This is a genomic window from Companilactobacillus heilongjiangensis (assembly GCF_000831645.3).
GTDB classification, from domain to species: domain Bacteria; phylum Bacillota; class Bacilli; order Lactobacillales; family Lactobacillaceae; genus Companilactobacillus; species Companilactobacillus heilongjiangensis.
The window spans coordinates 773,732-798,567 of record NZ_CP012559.1; the positions used below are offsets into that span (position 1 = coordinate 773,732).

At 37.7% G+C, this 24,836-nt stretch carries 16 protein-coding genes; 11 read left to right on the forward strand and 5 right to left on the reverse strand.

The window, feature by feature from the left end; all coding sequences use genetic code 11:
• Nucleotide 1: 1 nt before the first annotated feature.
• Nucleotides 2-1,864 carry a beta-glucoside-specific PTS transporter subunit IIABC gene (locus tag JP39_RS03580; protein WP_041499269.1) on the forward strand — a complete coding sequence of 621 codons (1,863 nt, stop codon included), beginning with the start codon at nucleotides 2-4 and terminating at the stop codon, nucleotides 1,862-1,864.
• 134 nt (nucleotides 1,865-1,998) lie between these two features.
• On the forward strand, nucleotides 1,999-2,958 hold the full coding sequence (locus JP39_RS03585; RefSeq protein ID WP_041499268.1) for a 2-hydroxyacid dehydrogenase family protein: 960 nt from the start codon (nucleotides 1,999-2,001) through the stop codon (nucleotides 2,956-2,958).
• 48 nt (nucleotides 2,959-3,006) lie between these two features.
• On the opposite strand, the gene JP39_RS03590 is transcribed toward JP39_RS03585, so the two are convergent.
• Entirely contained in the window at nucleotides 3,007-3,783 is a 777-nt protein-coding gene (locus JP39_RS03590; RefSeq protein ID WP_041499267.1) for a Cof-type HAD-IIB family hydrolase, read from the reverse strand.
• 98 nt (nucleotides 3,784-3,881) lie between these two features.
• On the opposite strand from JP39_RS03590, the gene JP39_RS03595 reads away from it, so the two are divergent.
• The 4 genes from JP39_RS03595 (at nucleotide 3,882) to JP39_RS03610 (ending at nucleotide 8,982) form a co-directional block, all read left to right on the forward strand.
• Nucleotides 3,882-4,631: a response regulator transcription factor gene (locus JP39_RS03595; RefSeq protein ID WP_041499266.1), complete on the forward strand. Its 750-nt coding sequence runs from the start codon at nucleotides 3,882-3,884 to the stop codon at nucleotides 4,629-4,631.
• Nucleotides 4,631-6,121 (forward strand): sensor histidine kinase, encoded by a 1,491-nt coding sequence (locus JP39_RS03600; RefSeq protein WP_041499265.1) that lies wholly within the window; start codon nucleotides 4,631-4,633, stop codon nucleotides 6,119-6,121. The genes JP39_RS03595 and JP39_RS03600 overlap by 1 nt, the downstream gene beginning before the upstream one ends.
• 158 nt (nucleotides 6,122-6,279) lie before the next feature.
• Entirely contained in the window at nucleotides 6,280-8,274 is a 1,995-nt protein-coding gene (locus JP39_RS03605) for an SLAP domain-containing protein (protein ID WP_041499264.1), read from the forward strand.
• 84 nt (nucleotides 8,275-8,358) lie between these two features.
• A complete protein-coding gene (locus JP39_RS03610) occupies nucleotides 8,359-8,982 on the forward strand; it encodes a GyrI-like domain-containing protein (protein ID WP_041499263.1) in 624 nt (207 codons plus the stop codon).
• Nucleotides 8,983-9,154: 172 nt separating this feature from the next.
• Here the strand turns inward: JP39_RS03610 and JP39_RS03615 are convergent, their stop codons facing one another.
• A complete protein-coding gene (locus JP39_RS03615; protein WP_041499262.1) occupies nucleotides 9,155-11,296 on the reverse strand; it encodes an LTA synthase family protein in 2,142 nt (713 codons plus the stop codon).
• A gap of 587 nt (nucleotides 11,297-11,883) precedes the next feature.
• Nucleotides 11,884-14,034 carry an LTA synthase family protein gene (locus JP39_RS03620; protein ID WP_041499261.1) on the reverse strand — a complete coding sequence of 717 codons (2,151 nt, stop codon included), beginning with the start codon at nucleotides 14,032-14,034 and terminating at the stop codon, nucleotides 11,884-11,886.
• A gap of 112 nt (nucleotides 14,035-14,146) precedes the next feature.
• Here JP39_RS03620 and JP39_RS03625 point away from each other — a divergent pair, with 112 nt between their 5' ends.
• From JP39_RS03625 to JP39_RS03635, 3 genes are all read left to right on the forward strand, one after another.
• Nucleotides 14,147-14,767: a VanZ family protein gene (locus tag JP39_RS03625; protein WP_041499367.1), complete on the forward strand. Its 621-nt coding sequence runs from the start codon at nucleotides 14,147-14,149 to the stop codon at nucleotides 14,765-14,767.
• Between the two features lie 55 nt (nucleotides 14,768-14,822).
• Nucleotides 14,823-16,163 (forward strand): glucose-6-phosphate isomerase, encoded by a 1,341-nt coding sequence (locus JP39_RS03630; RefSeq protein WP_041499260.1) that lies wholly within the window; start codon nucleotides 14,823-14,825, stop codon nucleotides 16,161-16,163.
• A gap of 662 nt (nucleotides 16,164-16,825) precedes the next feature.
• Nucleotides 16,826-17,446 carry a L,D-transpeptidase gene (locus JP39_RS03635; protein ID WP_041499259.1) on the forward strand — a complete coding sequence of 207 codons (621 nt, stop codon included), beginning with the start codon at nucleotides 16,826-16,828 and terminating at the stop codon, nucleotides 17,444-17,446.
• Between the two features lie 61 nt (nucleotides 17,447-17,507).
• Here JP39_RS03635 and JP39_RS03640 read toward each other — a convergent pair whose 3' ends face one another.
• A complete protein-coding gene (locus JP39_RS03640; protein WP_041499258.1) occupies nucleotides 17,508-19,664 on the reverse strand; it encodes a GH92 family glycosyl hydrolase in 2,157 nt (718 codons plus the stop codon).
• 2 nt (nucleotides 19,665-19,666) lie between these two features.
• Nucleotides 19,667-20,710, reverse strand: a complete 1,044-nt coding sequence (locus JP39_RS03645; RefSeq protein WP_041499257.1) for a GntR family transcriptional regulator — start codon at nucleotides 20,708-20,710, stop codon at nucleotides 19,667-19,669.
• A 121-nt stretch (nucleotides 20,711-20,831) separates the two neighbouring features.
• Between JP39_RS03645 and JP39_RS03650 the strand changes: the two genes are divergently transcribed.
• Together JP39_RS03650 and JP39_RS03655 are read left to right on the forward strand one after the other, a co-directional pair.
• Nucleotides 20,832-22,124: a glycoside hydrolase family 125 protein gene (locus JP39_RS03650; RefSeq protein ID WP_041499256.1), complete on the forward strand. Its 1,293-nt coding sequence runs from the start codon at nucleotides 20,832-20,834 to the stop codon at nucleotides 22,122-22,124.
• Between the two features lie 13 nt (nucleotides 22,125-22,137).
• Entirely contained in the window at nucleotides 22,138-24,828 is a 2,691-nt protein-coding gene (locus JP39_RS03655) for an alpha-mannosidase (RefSeq protein WP_041499255.1), read from the forward strand.
• Nucleotides 24,829-24,836 lie beyond the last annotated feature (8 nt).

The following is a 24,836-nucleotide window of genomic DNA, read 5'->3' on the forward strand; positions in this document are numbered from 1 at the left end:
TATGTCAAACGATAGGTCTCTGGGAAAAAAGATTCTTGACTTAGTCGGTGGTGAGAAAAACATTTCCGGTATTACTCATTGTGCTACCCGGCTGAGAATGCTCTTACGGGATGATAGTGTAGCAAATAATAATCGCGATAAAATTAAGAATTTAGATGGAGTAATAGATGTTGCAGAAACAGGTGGTCAATATCAAGTTATTATTGGGCCGGCCGTTGCTAATGTATATGATGATTTGGTTGATGGAACCAATCTTAATAGTGACAATTCTGATGTAGATGATGGTCCAAAAAGTGGCAATATTCTTTCAAGATTGTTAGATGTTGTGGCTGGTATTTTTACACCTTTATTGCCATTGCTAGCTGGATCTGGTGTACTTCGTGGTGTTGTTTTGCTATTAGTACAGTTAAAGTGGTTAAGTAATACCTCGGGTACGTATCATATTTTGACAGCTGCTTCAACAGCGGTATTTTATTTCTTGCCTATTTTATTAGCAATTACATCTGCTGAAAAGTTTAAAGTTAATAAGTATGTTTCGGCAGCAATTATGGGTTCCTTAATTATGCCTGAAATTACTAATATTATGGGTTCCCATGGTAATGGTGTTGTTACTCATTTCTTTGGAATTCCAATTGTTTTGATGACATATACATCAACCGTTATTCCCGCAATTTTAGCAATTTGGTGTTTGTCATATTTGGAACGTTGGCTTAAGAGAGTAATTCCTGAAAGTCTACAATTATTATTTGTCCCACTAATTTCATTATTCATAATGGTTCCATTAACAGCAGGATTGTTTGGACCGTTCGGTGTTTATGTAGGTGAGGGCATTTCTAATGCTATTAACTTCTTAATGAACTACAATGGTTGGATTGCTGGTGCACTTGTTGGTGGTGCTTGGAATGTGTTTGTTATTTTTGGCTTACAGTGGGCTGTAAATCCAGTTATGATTCAAAATATTAGTAGACTGGGCTTTGATCAGATTGTTCCTTTGACTGCCGCTGCTAATTTTGGTATGGCCGGTGCCACACTAGGTACATTCTTTAGAACACATGATAAAAAGATGAAAGCTTATTCAATGTCAGCTTTGCTTTCAATCTTTTTTGCAGGTATCACAGAACCATCTATTTACGGTGTTGGTGTTAGATACAAGAAGCCATTAATTGCCGCGGTTGCTGGTGGTGCAGTTGGTGGTGCATTTATCGGTGGTATGCATGTTAAGGCTTTTGCTTTTGTATTTGGTGGTCTAACAACATTGCCTGCCTTTGTTGGTTCAACATTCGTTTCATATGTTATTGGTTTAGCAATTTGTTTTGCCGTTGCTTTAGCTATTACACTAGTTATTGGTATTAATGAAGAGGCAGATATTAAAACTAAAACAGATGCAGTTGGTAATACTAAGGCGGTATCTGATGAATTAATTCAACAACCATTAAGTGGAGTTGTTTCTGATTTAGCCACAGCTAATGATCCTGCCTTTGCTTCAGGAGCAATGGGTCAAGGAATGGTTATTAATCCGGATGATGATACAGTTTATGCTCCCTTTGATGGAACTGTAACAATGTTATTTAACACCCATCATGCTATTGGTATAACTTCCAGTAAGGGTGCTGAAGTTATGATTCATATTGGTATTGATACTGTTAAATTGAACGGAAAGTATTTCAATGCACTTGTAAAGCAAGGAGACATCGTAAAAAGTGGAGAAGCCTTGATTAAATTTGATAAAGATAAAATTAAAGGCGCAGGTTATGATCTTTCAACATTTGTCATTGTAACGAATACTAATGCTTACAAAGAAGTTCGCTTGGTTGCAGCTGATAGTGGCAATCATGGCAGAAATACTTTACAGGTAACATTATAAATAAAATGAGTTTTCAATTTTTAATGGAGATTGAAAACTCATTTTTTTGTACATAAGTGTGAATCCCATAACGTGACAACGAATAAATAACTAGCTACAATTAATAAGTTGAACGAATAAGGGAGAAAAAACTAATGGCAAATGTTCTCATTACAGCAGCGATTCCACAAGCCGCTTTAGAAATCTTGCAAAAAGCAGGACTAAATGTGGAAAGTTATACTGGCGATGCTTTGATAACTAAAGATGAATTGATGAAGCGGATTGTCGGTAAGGATTACTTGATTACACCTCTATCAACTCAAGTGGATCAAGATGTAATTGATGCCGATCCACAGCTAAAATTGATTGCTAATTTTGGTGCTGGTTTCAATAATATCGATGTTAAATATGCTCGTCAGAAAAATATCCCAGTTACGAATACGCCCAAGGTTTCCACAACTTCGACGGCAGAAGTAACAACTGCCTTAATTATTTCTTTGGCCCATCGAGTGGTTGAAGGGGACAAATTAATGCTAACGAAAGGCTTTGCTGGTTGGGCTCCATTGTTCTTCTTGGGACATGAATTAGCTGGTAAAACACTGGGAATCTTTGGTATGGGACAAATTGGTCAAGCGGTTGCGAAGAGAATGGCTGCCTTTGATATGAAAGTTATCTATACTCAACGCCATCAATTAGCACCTGAAATTGAGCAAAAGTTAAATGCTAAATTTGTCTCGCTGGATGAGTTGATTTCCAATAGTGATGTCTTAACATTGCATGCGCCATTAACACCACAAACCAAGCATATTTTGGCAGCTGAACAATTTAAACAGATGAAAAATTCAGCATACTTGATCAATGCTTCTCGTGGGCCAGTGATTGATGAGGCGGCATTGTTAACTGCTTTGCAAAATCATGAATTGGCTGGAGCTGCCCTAGATGTTTATGAAAATGAACCGCAAGTCGCTGACGGATTCAAGAAATTAAACAATGCTATTTTGACACCACATATCGGAAACGCCACGGTTGAAGCTCGTGATGCGATGGCCGATATTGTTGCCAATAATGTTGTTTTAGCAAATGAAAATAAAGAACCACTATATGTAATCAATTAAAAAAACGTAATCTGAAGTCATTATTGACTAAAGATTACGTTTTTTGAGCTAAATTAAATTGAAGTGTTTTAGACCGTTAACAATACCACCGTTAACGTTTTCAGTGGTAACATAAGTTGCGGCCTCTTTGACTGCATCTATACCATTACCCATGGCAACACTGTAGTCGGCAAATTCAATCATTGGTAAATCGTTAGTACCATCGCCGAAAGCATAAACGGGTTTATCGGTTAAATCCAAGGCTTTGAGCAACTCTTTAATACCGCTCATCTTGGATACGCCTTTGGCAACAGTATCGATTGAGAAATAGCCGGTATTGTAAAATTGCAATTCAGGGTACTTCTTTTGATAACTTGTACCATCGTTAGCTGTTAAGATGACAAACATTTGAATGGCATCTTTCTTATAAAAATCAGCATCGATTTTTGGTACATCTAGTCGTAATTTATGGAAGAATTCTTTGATATATGGTGTTTCACCACTCAAAAAAGTCTTATCAGGCGTGTGCATATATACGGTGTCACCAGTTTTGTGAGCCGTATCGATTACATCTTTAATTAGTTCTGGTTTAATATCATTGTGATAAATAATTTTATCCTGTGATTGGACAAATGCACCATTTAAAGTAACATAGGTATCAATACCGGTCGCACTTGTAGCTGCATCAATTTCGATTGGTGAGCGACCAGTGCAGATAACTGGTAGATAGTTGTTCTTTTCAACTTGGCGGACAGCATTAGCTACTGAATCGTCAACTTGAGATTGGGCATTCAAAAGGGTTCCGTCAAGATCAAAAAAGACGGTTCCACGATAATTTTTTTGCAAAAGATCACCAACTTAAATTTATTTTGTATACTAGCAATATGGTAACAATTTTTCCTGTAATGAGATAGTCTAATTTTGAAAAATACGGAGTGATTTTTATGAAAATTTTAATGATTGAGGATAACAAATCTGTCTCTGAAATGATGGGGATGTTTTTCCAAAAAGAGAAATGGGAAGCAAGTTTTGCTTATGACGGCAACGAAGCGGTCGACATGTTCAATGAGGACCCCGATAAATGGGATATGATCACGCTAGACCTTAATCTTCCCGGTAAAGATGGGATGGAAGTTGCCAAAGAAATTCGTAAAGTTTCTAAAACTGTTCCTATTATTATGTTAACAGCTCGTGATACTGAGAGTGATCAAGTGTTGGGACTAGAATTCGGTGCTGACGATTACGTTACTAAGCCATTCAGTCCAATTACTTTGATTGCCAGAATGAAAGCCATTCACAGACGTGATGAAAACTTGGCTGAAAAACTAGCTGAAAGCACACCAGTTAACGCTGAAGTTGAGGAAGCTGATGATGGTTTCGATATCAATACTGGTTTCTTCAAGTTGAATTCCAATACTCGTGAAGCTTACTTAGATGACAAAGAAATTCCTGATTTAACACCTAAAGAATTCGATTTATTGAAAACTTTAGCAAGTAAGCCTAAGCAAGTCTTTTCCCGTGAACAATTGCTTGAACAAGTTTGGGACTATGACTACTTTGGTGAAGAAAGAACTGTCGATGCCCACATTAAGAAATTACGTCAAAAGATTGAAAAAGTTGGCCCACAAGTTATTGAAACTGTTTGGGGCGTCGGCTATAAATTTGATGATTCAGGAGCAAAGACTAAAGCATAATGAAATTAATTTATCAAAACATGCTGAGTTTTCTGTTTGTTATTTTAACGACTCTCGGGATTATTTTGTATTCCGTAACCAGCGCTTCAACTAGTTGGGAGTACAACCGGACGTACAAAAGTTTGGAAAGTTATGCTGGTAATCTGGAGAAGATTGCATTAAAAACCGATCCCAAAACTGGGCAAATTCATAATATTACGGGCGACAACATTCGAACAGTTGAGCAAGTTCTTTCCGAAAGAAATGTTCAATTTGCAATTTTTGATTATAACAATAGTCAAGTTTATCCAACGCCACCAACTAATGTTAAATTGCATTTGAAGCAATCTTACTGGAAGAAATTGAAACAAGGCAAGACGATTCGAAACATTCAAAAGCCGCAGAATACCGAGGGTAATCCACGACTGCGAAAGGACGATAATCGAAGTTACGTCTATGTTCTGACGCCGTGGTTCCAAAATGGTAAGTTGATTGCGGCCGTTTGGGCTGGTTCTGATGTTTCTGAATTGCAGACAAATATCGGTGAAATTAATCGCAGGTTGTATTTTGCCTTGCTGATTTCTTTATTAGCAGCGATTATTTTGAGTTTCTTGCTTTCAAGGTATCAAGTCAACCGAATTAATCGTTTACGTGGAGCTACTAAGAGAGTTGCCAACAATGACTTCTCTGTTCAAATTGAAAGTAAAGGTCGAGATGAGTTAGATGACCTAGCTGATGACTTTAACCAAATGGTTAAGTCGCTGGAGGCTTCAGATACTGAAATTAAGCGTCAGGAGCAACGTCGTAAGGAATTTATGGCCGATGCATCTCACGAAATGAGAACGCCTTTGACGACTATTAACGGACTCTTGGAAGGACTGGCTTATGATGCTATTCCTGAAGAGTCTAAAGGTCAAAGTATTCAATTGATGCGTAATGAGACGAAGCGTTTGATTCGTTTGGTTAATGAAAACTTGGATTACGAAAAAATTCGAACTAACCAAATTACGATGGCTAAACGTATTTTTGATGCTAATAAGCCATTGCAGGATATCACTTCACAGTTGGAGAAAAAAGCGGAAACTTCTGGTGATGAGTTGATTCTCAAACCATATGACGGAGCGTTGCAGACATACGCTGACTATGACCGTTTTGTGCAAGTTATTTTTAACGTTATGCAGAACGCTATTCAGTTTACTAATGATGGCAAGATATTTATCAGTGGTATTCGTAATGAAGAACGTCACGCTTCAGTCTTTACCGTGTCAGATACTGGTATCGGGATGTCAGAAGACCAAGTTAAAAATATTTGGGACCGCTATTACAAAGCTGATCCATCACGTAAGAATCGTAAGTATGGTGAGTCTGGTTTAGGACTGTCAATCGTTCACCAGTTGGTCGAAAATCATGGTGGTGAAATTGAAGTTAAGAGTAAATTGAATGAAGGTACAACATTCATAATAACTTTGTTCGATGAAGGATATGAACACAAGCCAAACGAAGAAAAATGAGTTAGAATGTAGCTGTAAAGGCTTACATGAAACTCAGACTAAACTAAATTTAAATCGTGCTAGGCAAATTAGTTTGTCTTCAATCTGAGAGTCTTTATTTTAAAGGCTCTTTTTTTGTTTTTCAGATTCTCATGTTCAAAAATCAGGAGGAATGGATTATGAAATTGAAGTTGGATAAAGTAACTATGTCGTGTGTTGCAGTTTTAAGTAGTGCAATTTTATTTGGAATTAATAGTAATGTGGTTAAGGCTGATAGTGGTGGTAATCAGAGTGCAGTTAGTGCTGTGGAACCTAATGATGATGAAATTTTAGTGGACAGTGGTCCTGCATCTGATGATGATTGGGACAATCCAAATCCAATTAAAATTTCGTGGGCCGTATATTCGATAAATGGTGATATCAATAATTTGCAATTAGTGTTGGGAAATAAAAACACTACAGAAGTTGCTGCAAGTTCTGGTGGTCCCAGTGCATTAGGTTGGAGCGATTACCTAAATAAAATATCTTCCGTAAAAATAAATGGAAACATTAAGACTGCCCTAAGACAAGAATATCTTTTTGCATCTATGCCTAAATTACAAACAATTTCTGGCTTTGATTTGATAGATAGCTCTACAACAACTGATTTTGCGTATATGTTTAGTGGAGATAGTAGTCTTGAATCTATTGATTTATCAGGACTTAATACTTCGAAAGTAACTTCTTTTAATAGTATGTTTGATGGTGATACCAGTTTAGGTTCAATTGATTTATCAAAAATTGATATGTCTTCAGCTACTAATACGTCAAATATGCTTCAAAATACAAATTTATCATCGATAACTCTTGGTACTAATTCAGTTATTACTAATGCTTTGTCGCCTAATGAGTCATTTACCTATAGTATTGGTGATACTTACTATACTGCCAGTAAATGGAATTACCCTAGTAGTGATGATGGTCCTCTGTCGACAGAAGATTTAACTAAAAAGTATGTTGCCGGAGGTACTGATAGGATTCAGGCAACTTGGGTTCCCAGCAATCCGACAGAAAACACAAATTTCAAAATCCAATATATTGATAATGATTCTGGAAAAGTGTTGTTTACGTATGATGAAGTTCAACATGGTTTAAAGGATCAAAATATTGATTTAACAGATTATACATTGGCTCAAATTAATAAATTACAGCCAGGATATGCAGGAAGAGCAATTGTAAATTCAAAGACTGGTCAAATTGAGGATGATGGCAATGGTGGCTATATTGTTAAAGCAAATGTTAAAAAATTACCACCAGCTCAGATTAAGGTTACCCAAACAGTTGGGACTGATAAACCAATAGACGCATCATTTGATATTCAGAAAAATGATACCGGATATAAATATAACGATATTTCAGACCCAACAAATGGTGTGCTTGATTTGGATAAATCAACAATTCAAGTTGGCAATGATGAGACTAAATCATTCAATGATTATGTAGCATCATTTGAAGATCAGAAACCATCAGTTATTAACCCTAATCCTATTGAGCCACCAGAAAAGAATTTAAATTCAATTTTATCAACTGCAATTAATACTCAACTTAGACTTGATCAGAACAAAGTTTTTGGTGATAATTCCTCAGAAAATCCAATAACAGTGGATGCCGTATACACCAAGACAAGTTCTGGTGGCGATAATGGCAATAATGGCGGAAGCGGCAACGGTAATCACCACAATAACAACAACAATAATAACAACGAGAACAACAATGAAAATAATCAAAGTAGTTCTAGCAAAGAAGTAAAACAAACTGTTTCCACATCTACAAAAATGGTCAACATATATGATGAGAAAGGTAAGCAAATCACCAATAGAGTTTTGGACAGGGATTCTGCTTGGTTTAACGATCAAGAATATACCCTAGATGGAACACAATATTATCGTGTTTCGACAGGAGAATATGTCAAAGCTAGTGACGTTTACATTTATACTGCTCAAGACAATGTTGTCCATGTTCAACCAAATTCAATCGTCTACTTAGTTGATTCTCAAGGAAAGAAAATCACTGACCGGGCTTTAGGTCCTTCGAGCGATTGGTTCACGGATAGATACACAATGATTAACGGTCAGAAATATTATCGTGTTGCTACAAATGAGTTTGTAAACGCATCTAAAATTTCATTAGTATAATTAATTAACCTAGTAGTCATCGTTGATTACTGGGTTTCTTTTTGATTTAATGAGTTTAAATAGCAATTTAGTGAGGATGAGATCATGAAATACGAGTGGCGTAAACAGGAAAAAGATTTGTATTCAACGAAGAAACAACCAGTAACTTTGACAGTTCCTAAGCAAAAATTTATTTCATTACATGGAATTGGAAATCCTAATGGGGCTGAGTTTGCTCAAAAAATTCAAACACTTTATCCAGCCGCTTATGGAATCAAAGGTGCCTATAAAAAGCTTTGTGTTGATAAGGATGTTGAGTACGGAGATTATGTAGTTTTTCCATTGGAGGGTGTTTGGTCACTGACTAAAAAGGGTCAAAAGATGGATCATTTAGACAAAGATGAATTCAGCTATGACATCATGATTCGAATTCCTGAATTTGTGCCAGATGAATTGATTCAACCAACTTTGGAAGACGTTAAGAAAAAGAAGAATTTACCTGAGATTTCAGACATTGAAATAAAAGAATACCTTACTAAAGAAGTTGCTCAAGTTTTGCATGTTGGAAAATATGATGATGAGCCCGCCAGTTTTAAAAAGATTGACGAATTGGTGGCGGAAAATCAGAAGCAACGTGCTACAAAGATTCACCGTGAAATTTATTTATCAGACGCCAGACGTGTTGCTCCGGAAAAGCTAAAAACGATTTTAAGATATGAAATTAAATAGCATCAAAAGGGGTCGTGATATAACTAATTTTGTCTTAAACATGGCAGCGTAAACGTGCAACAAAACATAACTTTTTCCGCTTAAAACAAAAAATCCTAGCAATCCAAAATCGGATTACTAGGATTTTTTGCCTTGATGATTGAAAGTTGACCATGTTTTGTCACACTCTTTGTTATTTCTTATTCAAATATGACCAACTATCAATTGGTGTTCGATCATCTTGCAATTGAACCGCATCAGTATTGTAGAGGTCAGTCGTGGATTTATTGCCATTCTTAGAATAAAGGCTAGTTGATTTGTCGCCTAAATCATTTCGAATTTTTTCCATTTGTTGAACTTGATTTTGATATGAATAATTAGCTGGATTGACAGGATTAAATCCGGTTGGTGTATAGAATCTCAACAAGTTTTTATTATTGATATTATCGGAAGTCTTGAGTTGCAAGTCGACTTCATATTCCCATCGATCAACTTTGGTCAAAAGTTCTGGATTATTGCGCATATCAATTTTTTCACCGGTAGCGTTGGAATAAACCTGCGTGCTTGCACCACCATTGCGATAGACGGTGTATTGTGGCGTAATGAAATCTTTATTTCTAAAAGCAACAATCTGACTATGCTTTTTGGAAAGTAAGTCAGTTCCGAGTTGAACGTACTGTTTCGTATTGACCCCAGCCAAATGCAAGATAGTAGGTAAGATGTCAATTTCACCACCGTAAGTGTGTTTAATCCCACCTTTTAAACCATCCATGTGAATCATAAATGGAACTCGCTGCATTTGCGTATCATTGAATTTAGTCCAAGTATCAGGGGTTTTACCAACCATGGTTGAAAGAGATTTGTGTTGCGTATCATTCAAGCCATAGTGGTCACCATATAAGACAACCATGGTGTTTTTATCTAAGCCAGATGCCTTGAGATAATTGAAAAACTCTTCAACTGACTTGTCCAAGTAATGAGCTGTTTTGAAATAGCTGTTGACGGTTGGATTAGGATTGTCAGCAGTTTGGAAATCGGCGTTGTCCTCATCTGAAAATTGATAGCCGACATGATTAGTAATAGTTAAAAATTTCGTGTAGAAGGGCTGTTGCATCTGTTCCAGATACTTAGCACCCTCCGCAAACAAAAGCTTATCTTTGACACCATAGCCGTTCAACGACAAGGTGTCAGGATCTTTGGTATCGTAATAAGTTTCATCAAAGAAATAGTTATAACCCATATTCTTATAGGTTACATTTCGTCCCCAGAAACTACCGATATTACCGTGGAAAACGGCACTCGTGTAGTTTTTTTGTTGCTGAAGAATTGCAGGAGCTGATTGGAAAGTATTGTCGCCACCGAGCTTCTGGAAGAATGATCCTTCAGGCAATCCGAAGAGGTCAGACTCAAGCATTGTTTCGGCGTCACTAGTCCGGCCACCACCAACTTGATTGAAGAAATTATCATAGGAAAGAGTGTTTTGGTCGTTGTAGAGACTGTTCAGAAATGGTGTAACTTCCTGACCGTTAATCTTCATGCCAATTAAGAATTGTTCAAAACTTTCCAAGTGAATAACAATGATATTTTTACCATTGGCTTTGCCAAAATACTGAGCGTTAGGTGCGGCGTAATGTTCTTTGGTATAGTCGAGCGCTGTATCAACTTCAGTCTCGGTAGCACTAGAACGAACTTGATCATTTTGAATTGAACGAACTGAATCATAGGCTAGAAAACTGTTAATACCCAAATATTTGACGATATAAGAGTGATCAAAGGTTTTTCCAAGTAATTGGGGACGATTGGCTTCAGAACCTGCCAAATCGGCTGAGAATAATGCTAGTCCTAAACAAGTGGTTGCTAGGGCAGTGACTTTTCGAAAAGGTCGCTTGTCGATTTTTATAAAGTGAGTAGCGAACAAAATAATTATTATTATGAAGTCAATAAAGTAGAATATATCGCTCAATTGCATGGCACTAGCGGTACTTTTTCCAAGACCTTTGGCGACTTTAGAAACACCTGTAATAGTGCTGACAGATAGAAAGTCGCCGTTTTCACGATAATAAAGGATATTTGCATAAATAAAGATGGTATCCACAATATGAATAATGCCCATAACGATGTAGGAAAGTTTCGGCTTATTGAGATAAAGTGCCAAACTCAACAAAAGAACAGTTGTTGCGAAGGGATTCACGATGATAAAGAAGTATTGCCAGAGATTATTAATGGCCAGTGAAAACCCCATGAAGTATGCCAGAACTGATTTGAACCATAAACAGAGAGCTAATAAGGTTAGAAAACCTAGTCTCGTGTTTAAAATGGATTGAATTTTTTTCATGTTTTTCCTCGTAACTAAGAAATGCCGTCTCTGGGTGTGAGGGATGTGCTCTGCTGTGGGACCGGCTCGAGCCATAGAGCGGTCTCGACCCTCGCTTTTGAGCCGAAGTTCGCGTCTCAAAAGACGTCCTGTGGTGTAAGAACGGGAAGGTCCCCCGTCCTAACACCACTATCACTGCGGATCACATCCCACACACCCAGAGACTAATGTATTGGTTATTTGTTTTGTTGTTGGTATTTATTACGTATATTAATTGATAATTTAATATTTTTTGTTTTTGTAATGGAAATGACAAAAATAATAATTCCATTGATGTAAGAATAAATATCATAAAAAATAAATTAGCCAAAGGCGGACATCAAGGTAGTCTGCTGTGGAGGTGGCGTTATGGCTTTAGCCATTACACCACGGGGCGAATTTGGATACTTGCGGTCTGTGCAAGGATTCAAATCGAGGTCCGAGACCTTGGTTTGGACCGGTCCCCATAGCGACTGCCTTGATGTCCACCTTCGGCGGCAGACCACCAAAAGACCCACCGGTTAATAATACGTTATTTCTGGCAATAAAAAAAGCCAGCGTTTGCTGACTTAATTTGATGTATCGCTATTGCCCTTGAGAATACTGGACCAACTGTCAATTACTGTTCGGTCGCCATTTAGTTCTGGAGCGTCAGTATTGTACAGATTAGTGGTTGTTTTATTGCCATTCTTGGAATAAACACTGGTTGATTTCAAACCAAGATCATCACGTGTTTTGACTAATCTTTGGATTTCATTTTGGTAACTGTAATCTTTGGAATCAATTGGTGTAAATCCGGTTGGTGTATAGAAACGTAATAGATTTTTATTGTTAATGGTATCTGATAATTTCAATTTAGTATTAACTGCTTCTTGCCACTTAGCAACTTTTCGCTTCAAAACTGGATCTTGATCAAGGTCGACTTGTTCGCCAGTACTGTTCTTGAATACTTGTGGATTGCCATCGCTATCTTTCAAGACGGTGTAATTTGGCGTGATAAAGTTCTTATTTCGGAAAGCTACGATTTGACTGTGATTTTTCGACAACAGGTCGGTTCCTAATTGCACGTATTGTTTAGTGTTGATGCCTGCCATGTGGAGAATAGTTGGTAAGACGTCGATTTCACCACCATATGTGTGATTGATGCCACCTTTGAGGCCTTTCATGTGAATCATAAATGGAACTTTTTGCATTTGCGAATCATTGAATTCAGTCCAGTCGCTGCTGTCGACTCCCACTAATGGCGCTAGGGCAGTGTTTTGACTGTTTGAAAGTCCATAGTGATCGCCGTAAAGAACAATCATTGAATTGTCGTAAATCCCACTTGATTTCAGATAATCGAAGAATTCTTTCAAAGCGTTATCTAAATAATGGGCAGTGACAAAGTAGTTGTTAACGGCACTGTTATCAGTATTTGGAGCTTGGAAGCCGTCATTATCTTCAGCTGGTAAATCAAATGGATAGTGGTTGGTAACGGTAATAAATTTAGTGTAGAACGGTTGTTGCAACTGTTCGAGATATTTGACACTTTCTGAAAGCATTAATTTATCTTTCATACCATATTGCAAACTTGAATCGTCAGTTTTATTGTAATAACTGGAATCAAAGAAGTAGTCGTACCCCATGTTTTTATAAACATTGTCACGGTTCCAGAAACTACCGACATTACCGTGGAAAACAGCGCTAGTATAGCCATCTTTTTGTCCTAAAATAGCAGGTGCAGCTTGGAAGGTATTGTCGCTGCCAAGTTTTGAGAAAAGCGATCCTTCAGGTAATCCGAAGAGGCCAGTTTCAAGCATGTTTTCGGCATCACTAGTTTTACCTTGTCCAACTTGATGATAGAAATTATCGAATGACATCGTATTTTTATCGTTATAGAGGCTGTTTAAAAATGGTGTAACTTCTTGGTCGTTGACTTTATCGTTGATCAAAAATTGTTGAAAACTTTCCAAATGAATAACGATAATATTCTTTCCTTTAGCTTCGCCAAAATATTTGGGATTTGGTTTGGCATAATTCTGTTTGGTATAGGAAAGGACATCATCCATATCCGTCCCGACCGCTTCCGAACGGACTTGGTTATTTTGAACTGTCTTGATTGAGTCATAAGCTAGAAAAGTGTTGAGCCCCAAGTACTTGACGATATAAGCTCGATCAAAGGTTCGACCGAGTAATTGCGGACGGTTACTTTCGGCAATAGTTAAATTGAGTGAGAAGAAAAAGATTCCCAAAAAAGTTGTCGCAATTGCTGTCAATTTTCTCATTGGTCTGGCATCAATTTTGATATAATGGGTAAGTAACAATATAGCGATAATAATGAAATCTAAACCATAAATAAAATCATGTGGTTGCATCATATTGGCAGCACTGCCACCGAGTCCCTTGGAAACCTTAGAAACTCCGGCAATCGTGTTGAATGATAGAAAATCGCTGAACTCACGATAGTAAAGAATATTCCCGTAAAGCAGGGCTGATTCTAAGAAGTATATAACGCCCATAACGATGTAAGATGCTTTGGAACGGGTTATGTATAACGCTATACTGAGTAAGATAACGGCTGTTGCAATCGGATTGATGATCAGAATCAAATGTTGTAACGGGTCCGAAACGCCTAACGAAAAGTCGGCGTAATAAGCAATGACCGTTTTAAACCAGAGGAAAAAGATTAGGAGTCCCATGAAACCTAGTCTTTTATTGAGGATATTTTTTAATTTATTCATTAATAATTCCTTGTTTGTAAAATTTCTTTAATAAATCTATTTAAAGCCTAAATAAAATGCTTAATTGTTAGTATAATACGATATAGGTAAAAAGTGGGAAAGAATGAGTAAAATGATATTTTTAGGACCGTTGTATGATTACATATACAAGCTATATGCAATGAAAATCAATCATTTTCCATTGATTAGGCTTTCCTTTTACGCTGTTGATAAAGCAATATTGTATACCTTATTTTTTATTGTCTTGAGGTTTCTGTGGATAAAAATTAAGAACAAAAAGACGAACTTTGGCCGGGAACTCGGGTTGGCCGTTTTTGCGTTTTATGTTTTCCTACTTTTTGCTTTAACAGTTTTTCGGGATAGCTATTTCTTATGGCAATTCAAATTTTATTTCCATCGACCATTATCCCAAATAAATATTATTCCGCTCGTAGAAACATTTAAATTATCAAAAGGTCAATCGTTAGTTGACTTTTTTTATAATTTATATGGTAACATTGTGTGGTTCGTACCAATGGGAGTATTTATCCCAGCATTGACCAAAAAGCACCTTGGATTCTTCCAGGTTGTCCTGATTGGTGCCTTGATTTCAACTTCAATTGAGACTTTACAGTTCATTTTGAACACCGGAGTCACTGACATTGATGATGTGATCTTCAATACTCTTGGAGCCGCGGTCGGATATTTATTATATTTTGTTGGAAAATGGATAAAAAAGTTAATAAAAATTTGAAATTTTCTGCGAAAATGATTAATCTAGTTTTGACGATATATATGGAGGAGAGAAAATGTCACAAATTAAATTTGATGATTCAAAATTAAGCAAGTTTATTCAAGATAATGAACTTGGCGAAATGCAAGCACTTGTTAGTGCTGCTGACGATGAATTACGTAAGGGTACCGGTGCTGGTGCTGACTTCCGTGGTTTCATCGACTTGCCTGTTGATTATGACAAGGATGAATTCGCTCGCATTAAGAAAGCTGCTAAAAAGATCCAATCTGATTCAGAAGTATTTATCGGAATTGGTATTGGTGGTTCATACTTAGGTGCCCGTGCTGCAATCGACTTCCTAAGCTCATCATTCTATAACGTTAAGAATGAAAAAGATGTCCCAGAAGTTTACTTCTGTGGTAACTCAATTTCTCCAAACTACATTGCTGATTTACTAGAAGTTATCGGTGACCGTGACTTCAGTATCAACGTTATTTCAAAATCTGGTACAACTACAGAACCTTCAATCGCTTTCCGTATTTTGAAGGCTAAATTGATTGAAAAATATGGTGTTGATGGTGCCAAGGGCCGTATCTATGCTACAACAGACCGTGCTAAGGGTGCTTTGAAGACTGAATCAGATGCTGAAGGCTACGAAGAATTCGTTGTTCCTGATGATATCGGTGGTCGTTTCTCAGTTCTTACAGCCGTTGGTTTATTGCCAATTGCCGTTGCTGGTATCGACATCGACAAGTTGATGGAAGGTGCTGCACAATCACGTGAAGACTACTCATCAGCTGATCTTACAAAGAACGATGCTTACAAGTATGCTGCTTTGAGAAATATCTTATACCGTAAAGGTTACACAACAGAATTGCTAGAAAACTACGAACCAAACGTTCAATACTTTGGCGAATGGTGGAAGCAATTGATGGGTGAATCTGAAGGTAAAGATCAAAAGGGTATCTACCCATCATCAGCTAACTTCTCAACTGACTTGCACTCATTAGGTCAATATATCCAAGAAGGTCGTCGTAACCTTATGGAAACTGTTGTTCTAATCGACACACCAAGACATGATGTTACAATCCCTGCCGAAAAAGATAATCTTGACGGCTTGAAGTACTTGGAAAACAAGTCAATGGACTTTGTTAACAAGAAGGCTTACGAAGGTGTTGTTCTTGCACATACTGACGGTGGCGTTCCTGTTATGTCAGTTCACATTGAAAAACAAGATGCCTTTAACTTAGGCTACTTGATGTACTTCTTCGAAATTGCTGTTGGTATTTCTGGTTACTTGAACGGTATTAACCCATTCAACCAACCAGGTGTTGAAGCATACAAGAGAAATATGTTTGGTCTTCTAGGTCGTCCTGGCTATGAAGAACTAGGTAAAGAATTAAACAAGCGTCTATAATTTATAATAATTAATTTGGTAGTAGTCTATTAGGCTGCTGCCTTTTTTTATTGTATTGAAAGACTGCCGCCTACGGGTTCCAGTGATTCCGACGCTATGGACCGGTGCGAGCCAAAGTACGGTCTCGCGCCTCGATTTTGAGCTTCGCATGGTGCGCGAATCTCAAAATACGTCAGTGGTGTAAGAGCAGAAAATCGCTGCTCTAACGCCACTCTCATAGCTGTCTCCATCACTGGAACCCGTAGGCTAATGTGTTTGATAAGGTCTGTTGTCTTGAATCGGATACTTCTGATTGCTTGATAATTGCTTTGGATTAATAAATTAATCAGAAATTAAAAATAAATAGCTATGATAGATTGGATTTAAACTTAGATATGAGTCAAGTATGTATAAATGAGTCGGAGGAGATGGGAGAGAGGATTCACCCGCTGTGGGTGTGGCGTTACGGCTTTAGCCGTTACACCACCGGGCGTGTTTGGAGACTTACCGGTCTTTGGTAAGGCTTCAAACCGAGGTTCGAGACCGCACTGTGGCTCGGACAGGTCCGCATAGCAGGTGAAATCCTCTCTTCCAGCTCCGGAGACGGCAGAAATCCTAACATTAGTGAAAAATCCATTGTGCGATATTAATACCTGTATTATTATTAGAACACGGGGGATTTTATGCTTAAAAATAAAAAGATTATAACGGCAGTCATTGCCATTGTTGGAGTATTAGCGATTGCTCTTGTTGCTTTTGCCATAAATGCTAATGATACACACTCAGTTGAGGCTGAACCTAAGACAACTAAAGTTTCTAAGAAGGCTAAAGCTAAAGCCGCCAAAAAAGCTGCAGCTAAAAAGAAAGATTTGGATGAATGGAAGCATCCCTCTGAATCGAAAGCCTATCCAGATCTGAATAAATATAAGGATGCTTATATCGAAGTATCAATTGCCAAACAAAGAGTTTATATTAAAAATGATAATGATGTTCTTTACACTATGAAAGCCGCTACTGGTAGTAAGGATTCACCAACTCCAAAGGGGAATTTCCAAATTCAAAATCGTGGCGATCACTTCTACAATGCTGAATCTAAGGAAGGCGCCAACTATTGGACTTCTTTCAAGGATTGGGGCGTTTATTTGTTCCATTCTGTACCAACTGATGAAAAGGGAAAGTACGTTGAAAGTGAAGCTCACAAATTGGGGAAACCTTCAAGTCATGGCTGTGTCAGATTAACGATTCCTGATGCTAAGTGGATCAATTCGACTGTTCCTGACGGGATGAAAGTCATTGTTAAATAAATTAATTGAAAACATGCAAAAAGCTCTCAGTAAATCTAAGTTGATTTACCGAGGGCTTTTTTTAGTTGTTGCTTAATGAGAATGGTAACTCTTCGTTATTAGCATCTGCGGGTAATAAACATAAGTTTGAAACGAGTTCACCGCCTGATGTCAGTTGGTCTTGCTTGATAAAACGTTGCGATAATTTTTTGCCATTCAAAAGACGTGATTCAACGAATTGATTTTGAGGATAGTTACGTTTTGATCTGATAGTGAATTTCTTGTTGTCTTGAAGATTTAGGACGATTTTATCGAATTGCGAAATACCAAAAACGTATTCGTCTGTTCCTGGACAAACAGGGTAGAAGCCGAGGCATGCGAAGACATACCAAGCTGACATTGAGCCGTTATCTTCGTCTCCAGGGTAGCCGTCGATTGAATCGTTGAATTGGTTTGATAACTGTTTGACTAATAATTGCGTGTATTCAGGGTGGTCAGTGTAGGCGAATAGATAGGGCAGGTGGAAACTTGGCTGGTTGGAAATGGCGATTTGACCAAAGTCGATTGCTGACATTTCAGTCATTTCGTGAATTTGAAACCCATAGCCACCAACATTGAAACTTGGTTTTTGGTTAGCTAATTTAATTAACGTCTGCTCAAAAGTTAAATCTTCACTGTAAAGCTCCTTGAGGCCATTAACATCGTGATAGACGGCAAAACTGTTTTGCCATGAGCTGCCTTCAGTGTAGTCATCGCCCCAACTGATAGAATCGAAATCAGGTTTAAATTCACCTTCTGAATCCTTAGGACGCATCAAGCCGGTTTCAGGGTCAAAAATATTTTGATAGTTTAAAGCGGACTTTTCATATTTGGCCGCCAGTTCATCATTGCCAACTAGTTTGGCTACTTGTGAAATACAAAAATCACTGAAAGTATAATCGAGCGTTTGATTAACTGATTCCTTGTATTTATCAAATGGGAGGTAACCGTAGGAATTGAAGTCGCCCATACCGACTCGACCTAAGCGTTCATCAGAGCTTTCAACATTGGCACCTTTGAGCATGGCGTCTAAGAACTGTTGCATTTCGTCCGGTGTCAAAATTCCTTTAACGGAAGCATCAGCGATAACGGCATCAATCAAGGTACCAGGCATCATTCCACGTTCCTCGGGAGCAAGCCACTTTGGCAGATAACCGCTCTCTAAGAAGCTGTTGTAGAATCCTAGAAGCATTTGATGGTACTCATCCTTAGCCAGTAATGAGAATAGTGGGTAAACACTCTTACTTGTGTCCCAGAAACCATTATTCATGTATAAATAGCCTGGTTTTACTTGATTATTGTATAGATCATAGTGGATCGGATCGTTATTTTCGTCAATCTCATAACATTTTTGTGGAAAGAGGAAAACACGGTATAAACAATGATAGAAAGTCGACACTTTAGTACGATTTCTGTCAGTCACGTCAACCAAGTCTAAGTAGTGTTGCCAGCCATCTTGAGCAAGCTGTTTAACATTTTCAAAAGTGGAATTATTTAAACGAGTTAGAGCAACATCAGCTTGTTCAAAACTGATAAATGAAGTTGCCAAACGGACATTGATTTCATCAGTATCCTCAAAAGAAAGAATCATCCAATCGTAATCGGGGTTCGTCTGATGCAACGTGACAGTTGATTGAATCTTTTTATCAAATTTCAATTTAGCATAAAATTTAAAATCATCGTTAAAGTGAGCGTCAAAGTTTTGCACAAGTAAATCTAATTCATCTTGATTGGCGTTTAATTTGAATTGACCTTTTTTAGGAATATGAACGATAACCTTAGGTTCACTGCGGTCAAAGCTGTACTTGAAAATAGCTCCATATTCAGTGGGGGCAACTTGTGTACGGACTTCGTATCTCTGATCATAGATGGAAATCTGGTGAGGATTAAAAATTGCCTCGTCAGGTCGATAGGAACCCACTTGATCAAAAGATTTACTACTAATATCAATTCTTCCAGTAGCGCCAGTCAATGTGAAGGCAGAAAAATCGCCAATCCATGGACTGGGTTGGTGGGTGATTTTAATACCGGCAAATTGATGGGAAGTCGGCGAGAAGTACCAAGATGTATCTTCAAAAGTAGTTTGTGGAACAAAATAATTCATTCCGAAAGGAACACCAGTGTATGGCAGAGTATTCCCATGTGAAAAATCAGCAGTGTTGTTAGTACCTTGTCGAGTGTCGATTTGTGAAACTTGCATTATTAGTCTCCTAGCTTTTGAATTGATTGACGTTTGATTAAAGTGACGGGGATAACTGTTCGTTCTGGAGCAATGTAGGCGGGGTCGTTGATGATTTTTAGTAAAATCTTAGCCGAATGTTGACCTAACGAAACGAAGTTTTGGTCAATTGTGGTTAGCGCAGGATAGCTCAGTTTTGATGCTTGAATATTATCGAAACCAACTATGGAAAGGTCTTGCGGTATTTTAATATCGAAATCACGTAATTCGTTCATGATTTTAATAGCCACAACGTCATTTTCGATGACTAATGCAGTGATATTGTTGGTTTTAATCTGCTGGACCAAGTCGGTTAAGTCGTCATCCTGTTCAAGATTAATTTTCAAAACTGAAGGAACAGTCTGTTTTTCGTTTAATGCTGAAAGGTAGCCGAAGAAACGTGACCTGACAGATGCCTCGCTCAACTTGGGCGTGACCATTAGGTATGAAATGTTTCGATGTTTATTTTTCAACAATTCTTTAGTGGCCAAGAAGCCACCATTAAAGTTATCCGAAGTTACGGCGGGAATGGGTAGGTCTTCGAAGAACTTATCCAAAATGACAATTGGCACGTTGTGGAGATATAAATTGGTGATAGTTTCAATCTCTTTATCGAGTGTTTCGATGTAATAAATGACCCCTTCGGCAGATTTTACCCGATCCATCGGTAATTTTCGAAAGACTTCATTTGTGATAGTAGTTAATTGATATTTATCACCTAGGACTTGCAACAAGCCATTGGTATAATCACCAAATTCATTATTGTTAGCAAAAGGGATTACGAAAATAATCTCTTTTTTTTGTATTGTTTCTAATGCGTCTTTTTGAACAATTGTCCCAACTCCGGCTTGGCGTGTGACCAAACCATCGTTTTCCAATTCGGTTAAAGCACGCTTAGATGTGATTCGACTAACTTTATAGTCAGCAGCTAGTTGAATTTCACTTGGGAGTTTATCTCCAATTGAATATTTTTTATTAATTATGTCGTCTTTTAAACTTTGATATATCAGCTTATATTTCGGTTCCATATGTCCAAATCCTTTCTATTGCTTATAATATAGCACATAATTTTGGAAAAAGAACTAGTTTTTTGTAAACGCATGCATTATACTAATTGGGCAAATGATATATCAATTGGAGGATTTGAAATTGACAAAACAAATAATTTCACCAGATATTAAACAATTCATGTCACAAGTCACTGAAAAGGCCGGTGCAGAGCATGCTGACTGGGCCAAGGTCTTCAATGTTACCTATGCCAATACACTTGAAACAACGGTTAAAAAGATTGCGGATGATGATAAATTCATTTTGACAGGCGATATTCCAGCAATGTGGCAACGCGATTCGACTTGCCAAGTTCGACCATATTTAGTAATGGCGCAACAAATTCCGGAAGTATCTGATTTTATTCGTGGCGTCGTTAAACGTCAATTCTTCAATATGAATCATGATCCGTATGCTAATGCATTCAACAGTGAACCCAACAATGCTGGTCACCAAAAGGATCACACTGAGATGACACCTTGGATTTGGGAACGTAAATTTGAAATTGATTCACTCTGTTTTCCAGTTCAATTGGCATATTTATTATTCAAAAATACTGGTCGAATCGATCATTTCGACGCTGATTTTGTCAGTGGTATCAAAAAAATGCTAAACGTCTTTGAAATTGAACAGCATCATATGACTAAGTCAGAGTACCGCTTTGAAAGAGATGATGACCGTCCCGAAGATACGCTGACTCACAATGGTTTAGGTTCACCAGTTAAGGAAACAGGGATGATTTGGTCAGCCTTTCGTCCGAGCGATGATGCTTGTGTTTACGGATATTTAGTTCCAGCCAATATGTTTGCCGTTTTGGTTTTGGACTATGTGCAAGAAATTTTCAGCAGTGTGTTGGATGATGCCAAAATTGTCGACCGCGCTAAAAAACTACAGTCAGAAATTCGTTCAGGAATTGAAGAATACGGTACGACTACTAATGCGGCGGGCGAAAGAATTTATGCCTATGAAACAGATGGCTTAGGAAACTTTTTAATTATGGATGATGGAAATGTCCCTAATCTATTGAGTGCTCCATATTTACATTATGTAGACTTGGACGATTCCACTTATGTAAATACCAGAAAAACTATTTTAAGTCCAGAAAATCCTTATTATTATGCTGGAAAATATGGCAAAGGGTTGGGCAGTCCGCACACACCTAAGAATTATATTTGGCATATTGCTTTAGCAATTCAAGGTTTAACATCCAATGACCAAGCAGAAAAAGCTCGTTTGTTGGAAAATATGGTTCAAACAACTGCTGGAACCAACATGATGCACGAAGGATTCAACGTTGATAATCCAAAAGAATATACGCGTGAATGGTTCTCTTGGGCCAATATGATGTATTGCGAACTATTCTTAAACTATTTCGACTACAAAATTAAGGAATAAAGGTAGAAAAAACATGAAAAAGAAAGTATTCGTTATTTCACACAGTCACTGGGATCGTGAATGGTATATGGGATATGAACATCATCATATGCGTCTAGTTCAATTGATGGACGATTTGTTGGATTTATTTAAAAGAGACCCTGAATTCAACAGTTTCCACTTAGATGGACAAACAATTATTTTGGATGATTATTTACAAGTTCGACCAGAAAGAGAAGCTGAAGTTAGAGCTTTGGTTGAGCAGGGTAAGTTACGTGTCGGACCATTTTATATCTTGCAAGATGACTTTCTGATCAGTGGTGAAGCCAATGCACGCGATATGTTGATTGGTAATCAAGATTCTAAGAAGTGGGGCAAACCAGTCGATTTGGGCTACTTCCCAGATACTTTTGGAAATATGGGCCAAACTGCTCAGATGTTGAAGTTGGCCGACTTGAAGTACGCTGCTTTTGGGCGTGGAGTTAAACCAACTGGCTTGAATAACCAAGTCTTTGATAATGAAAAATATACTTCTCAATACTCAGAAATGTGGTGGAAGGGTCCGGATGATTCAAAAGTCTTGAGTATTCTCTTTGCTAATTGGTATAGCAACGGTAACGAGATTCCGGTGGATAAAGATGCTGCTAAAAAATATTGGGCTGAAAAATTGGCAGATGCTGAAAAATATGCTTCAACTGACAATCTTTTAATGATGAATGGTGTTGACCACGAGCCAGTCCAACAAGATGTTATTGAAGCACTAAAAGTTGCTCAAGAATTGTATCCTGATTATGAATTTATTCACTCTAATTTCGACGATTACTTAGCTGCTGTGGCTGAAAGTATTCCTGAAGACCTTGGCTCCGTTGATGGTGAATTGACAAGTCAAGAAACTGACGGTTGGTATACATTGGCAAACACAGCTTCTTCACGAGTTTATTTGAAACAAGCCAATACGAAAGTTGAACGTCAATTGGAAAATATTGCGGAACCGTTGGCAACCATGGCTTATGATCAAGAAAAAGCTGATTATCCACATGACCAATTACGTTACGCTTGGAAAACTTTATTACAAAACAACCCTCACGATAGTATTTGTGGCTGTTCAGTTGATGAAGTTCACCGTGAAATGATGACAAGATTTGAAAAGTCACAAGAAGTTGGTCAGTTTGTTGCCAAGGAAGCATTGGATACAATTTCTTCCCAAATTGATACAACTATTTTTCCAGACGACAGCAAGCCATTTGTTTTAATCAATACGAATGGTTATAAAAAGTCCGAATTGAAGACAGTTGAAATTGAATGGGACCGAGCATTATTTGCAGACGGTCGCCCTGATGCTCAATTTGAAAAAATGAAGGCAGTAGAACAGGCTTTACCAGCCCTAGAAGTCGTCAATTCTAAAGGTGAACGTGTTCCATTTAATTTGATTGGAACTGAAGTTAGATTTGGTTATGATTTACCAAAGACAAAATTCAGAATTCCTTACATGGCACTCTATGTGACTGTGCAAGTCAATATGACGATGCCAGCGTTTGCATGGGAAACATTGGCTTTGATCAAGGCTGATTCAGAACAATTGCCAAGTGAAGAACCAACTATATTTGACGAAACAAATAATGTTTTGGAAAACGATTATCTTAAAGTAACAGTTAAGCATGACGGCAGTTTGGATATTCTAGACAAGAAAACTAATCATGAATACAATGATCAATTGATTCTTGAAGATACTGGTGATATTGGTAACGAGTATATTTATCGTCAATCAGCTGACCAGAAGACTATTCTTTCATCAGATAGCCCAGCAGTTGTCAAAGTCATCAGCAATGATACCTTGGGTGCTGAAATTGCATTGATTCAGACAATGGATTTACCAGTTTCAGCCGACGAACGACTAGCTTATGAGCAACAAGCAGTGATTGATATAACCAATCGCGTTGCTAACCGTTCTGAGAAAACCGTGCCAGTTACCTTTACAACGACAATTACAATGTCAAAAGATTCTGACCAATTAAACTTTGAAACATCATTCAATAATAAAGTAAAAGACCACCGTGTGCGTGTTTTATTTAAGACAGATTTGAAAGCGGACAAGCACACAGCAGAGTCAATTTATGAAGTAGTTGAACGTTCAAACAAAGTTAATGAAACATGGCAAAATCCAACCAACCCACAACATGAACAGGCATTTGTTAATATCCATGATGACAAAAATGGAGTAACAGTCGGAAACTTTGGTTTGAATGAATACGAAATTCTCCCCGAAGACAATACGATTGCAATCACACTTTTACGTTGTACCGGAGAAATGGGCGATTGGGGTTACTTTGAAACACCAGAAGCACAGTGCTTAGGTGAATATTCAGGTAAATATAGCCTTTCATTCCACGATGGATCAGATGAAAGCCGCATTGATTCATATCAAAAGGCGAGAAGTAACCAAGTCGAGATTCAAGCAGTTCAAACAGGAGTTCATTCAGGAAAAAGAAAACCAGTCGATGCATTTATTACTTTGAAGGCAGATAACCTTGCTGTGACAAGTTTGAAACAAGCAGAAGACGGCCAAAAGAATGTGCTACGGGGCTACAATTTGACTAATAAGGAAGCTACTGTTGAATCAAATATTTTGACAAAAGCAGAAACAGTAAACTTCTTAGAAGAAGAAATTGCTGATAGGGATGTGAAAGTTTTGCGTCCAGCAGAAATCAGAAGTTATAGATTTTAGGTTTCGGC

What these genes read in the sequence shown, in the direction of transcription:
- JP39_RS03580 (WP_041499269.1), top strand. Translation starts at nt 2, where the DNA reads ATGTCAAACGATAGGTCTCTGGGAAAAAAGATTCTTGACTTAGTCGGT.
- JP39_RS03585 (WP_041499268.1), top strand. Translation starts at nt 1,999, where the DNA reads ATGGCAAATGTTCTCATTACAGCAGCGATTCCACAAGCCGCTTTAGAA.
- JP39_RS03595 (WP_041499266.1), top strand. Translation starts at nt 3,882, where the DNA reads ATGAAAATTTTAATGATTGAGGATAACAAATCTGTCTCTGAAATGATG.
- JP39_RS03600 (WP_041499265.1), top strand. Translation starts at nt 4,631, where the DNA reads ATGAAATTAATTTATCAAAACATGCTGAGTTTTCTGTTTGTTATTTTA.
- JP39_RS03605 (WP_041499264.1), top strand. Translation starts at nt 6,280, where the DNA reads ATGAAATTGAAGTTGGATAAAGTAACTATGTCGTGTGTTGCAGTTTTA.
- JP39_RS03610 (WP_041499263.1), top strand. Translation starts at nt 8,359, where the DNA reads ATGAAATACGAGTGGCGTAAACAGGAAAAAGATTTGTATTCAACGAAG.
- JP39_RS03615 (WP_041499262.1), bottom strand. Translation starts at nt 11,296, where the DNA reads ATGAAAAAAATTCAATCCATTTTAAACACGAGACTAGGTTTTCTAACC.
- JP39_RS03620 (WP_041499261.1), bottom strand. Translation starts at nt 14,034, where the DNA reads ATGAATAAATTAAAAAATATCCTCAATAAAAGACTAGGTTTCATGGGA.
- JP39_RS03625 (WP_041499367.1), top strand. Translation starts at nt 14,147, where the DNA reads ATGATATTTTTAGGACCGTTGTATGATTACATATACAAGCTATATGCA.
- JP39_RS03630 (WP_041499260.1), top strand. Translation starts at nt 14,823, where the DNA reads ATGTCACAAATTAAATTTGATGATTCAAAATTAAGCAAGTTTATTCAA.
- JP39_RS03635 (WP_041499259.1), top strand. Translation starts at nt 16,826, where the DNA reads ATGCTTAAAAATAAAAAGATTATAACGGCAGTCATTGCCATTGTTGGA.
- JP39_RS03640 (WP_041499258.1), bottom strand. Translation starts at nt 19,664, where the DNA reads ATGCAAGTTTCACAAATCGACACTCGACAAGGTACTAACAACACTGCT.
- JP39_RS03645 (WP_041499257.1), bottom strand. Translation starts at nt 20,710, where the DNA reads ATGGAACCGAAATATAAGCTGATATATCAAAGTTTAAAAGACGACATA.
- JP39_RS03655 (WP_041499255.1), top strand. Translation starts at nt 22,138, where the DNA reads ATGAAAAAGAAAGTATTCGTTATTTCACACAGTCACTGGGATCGTGAA.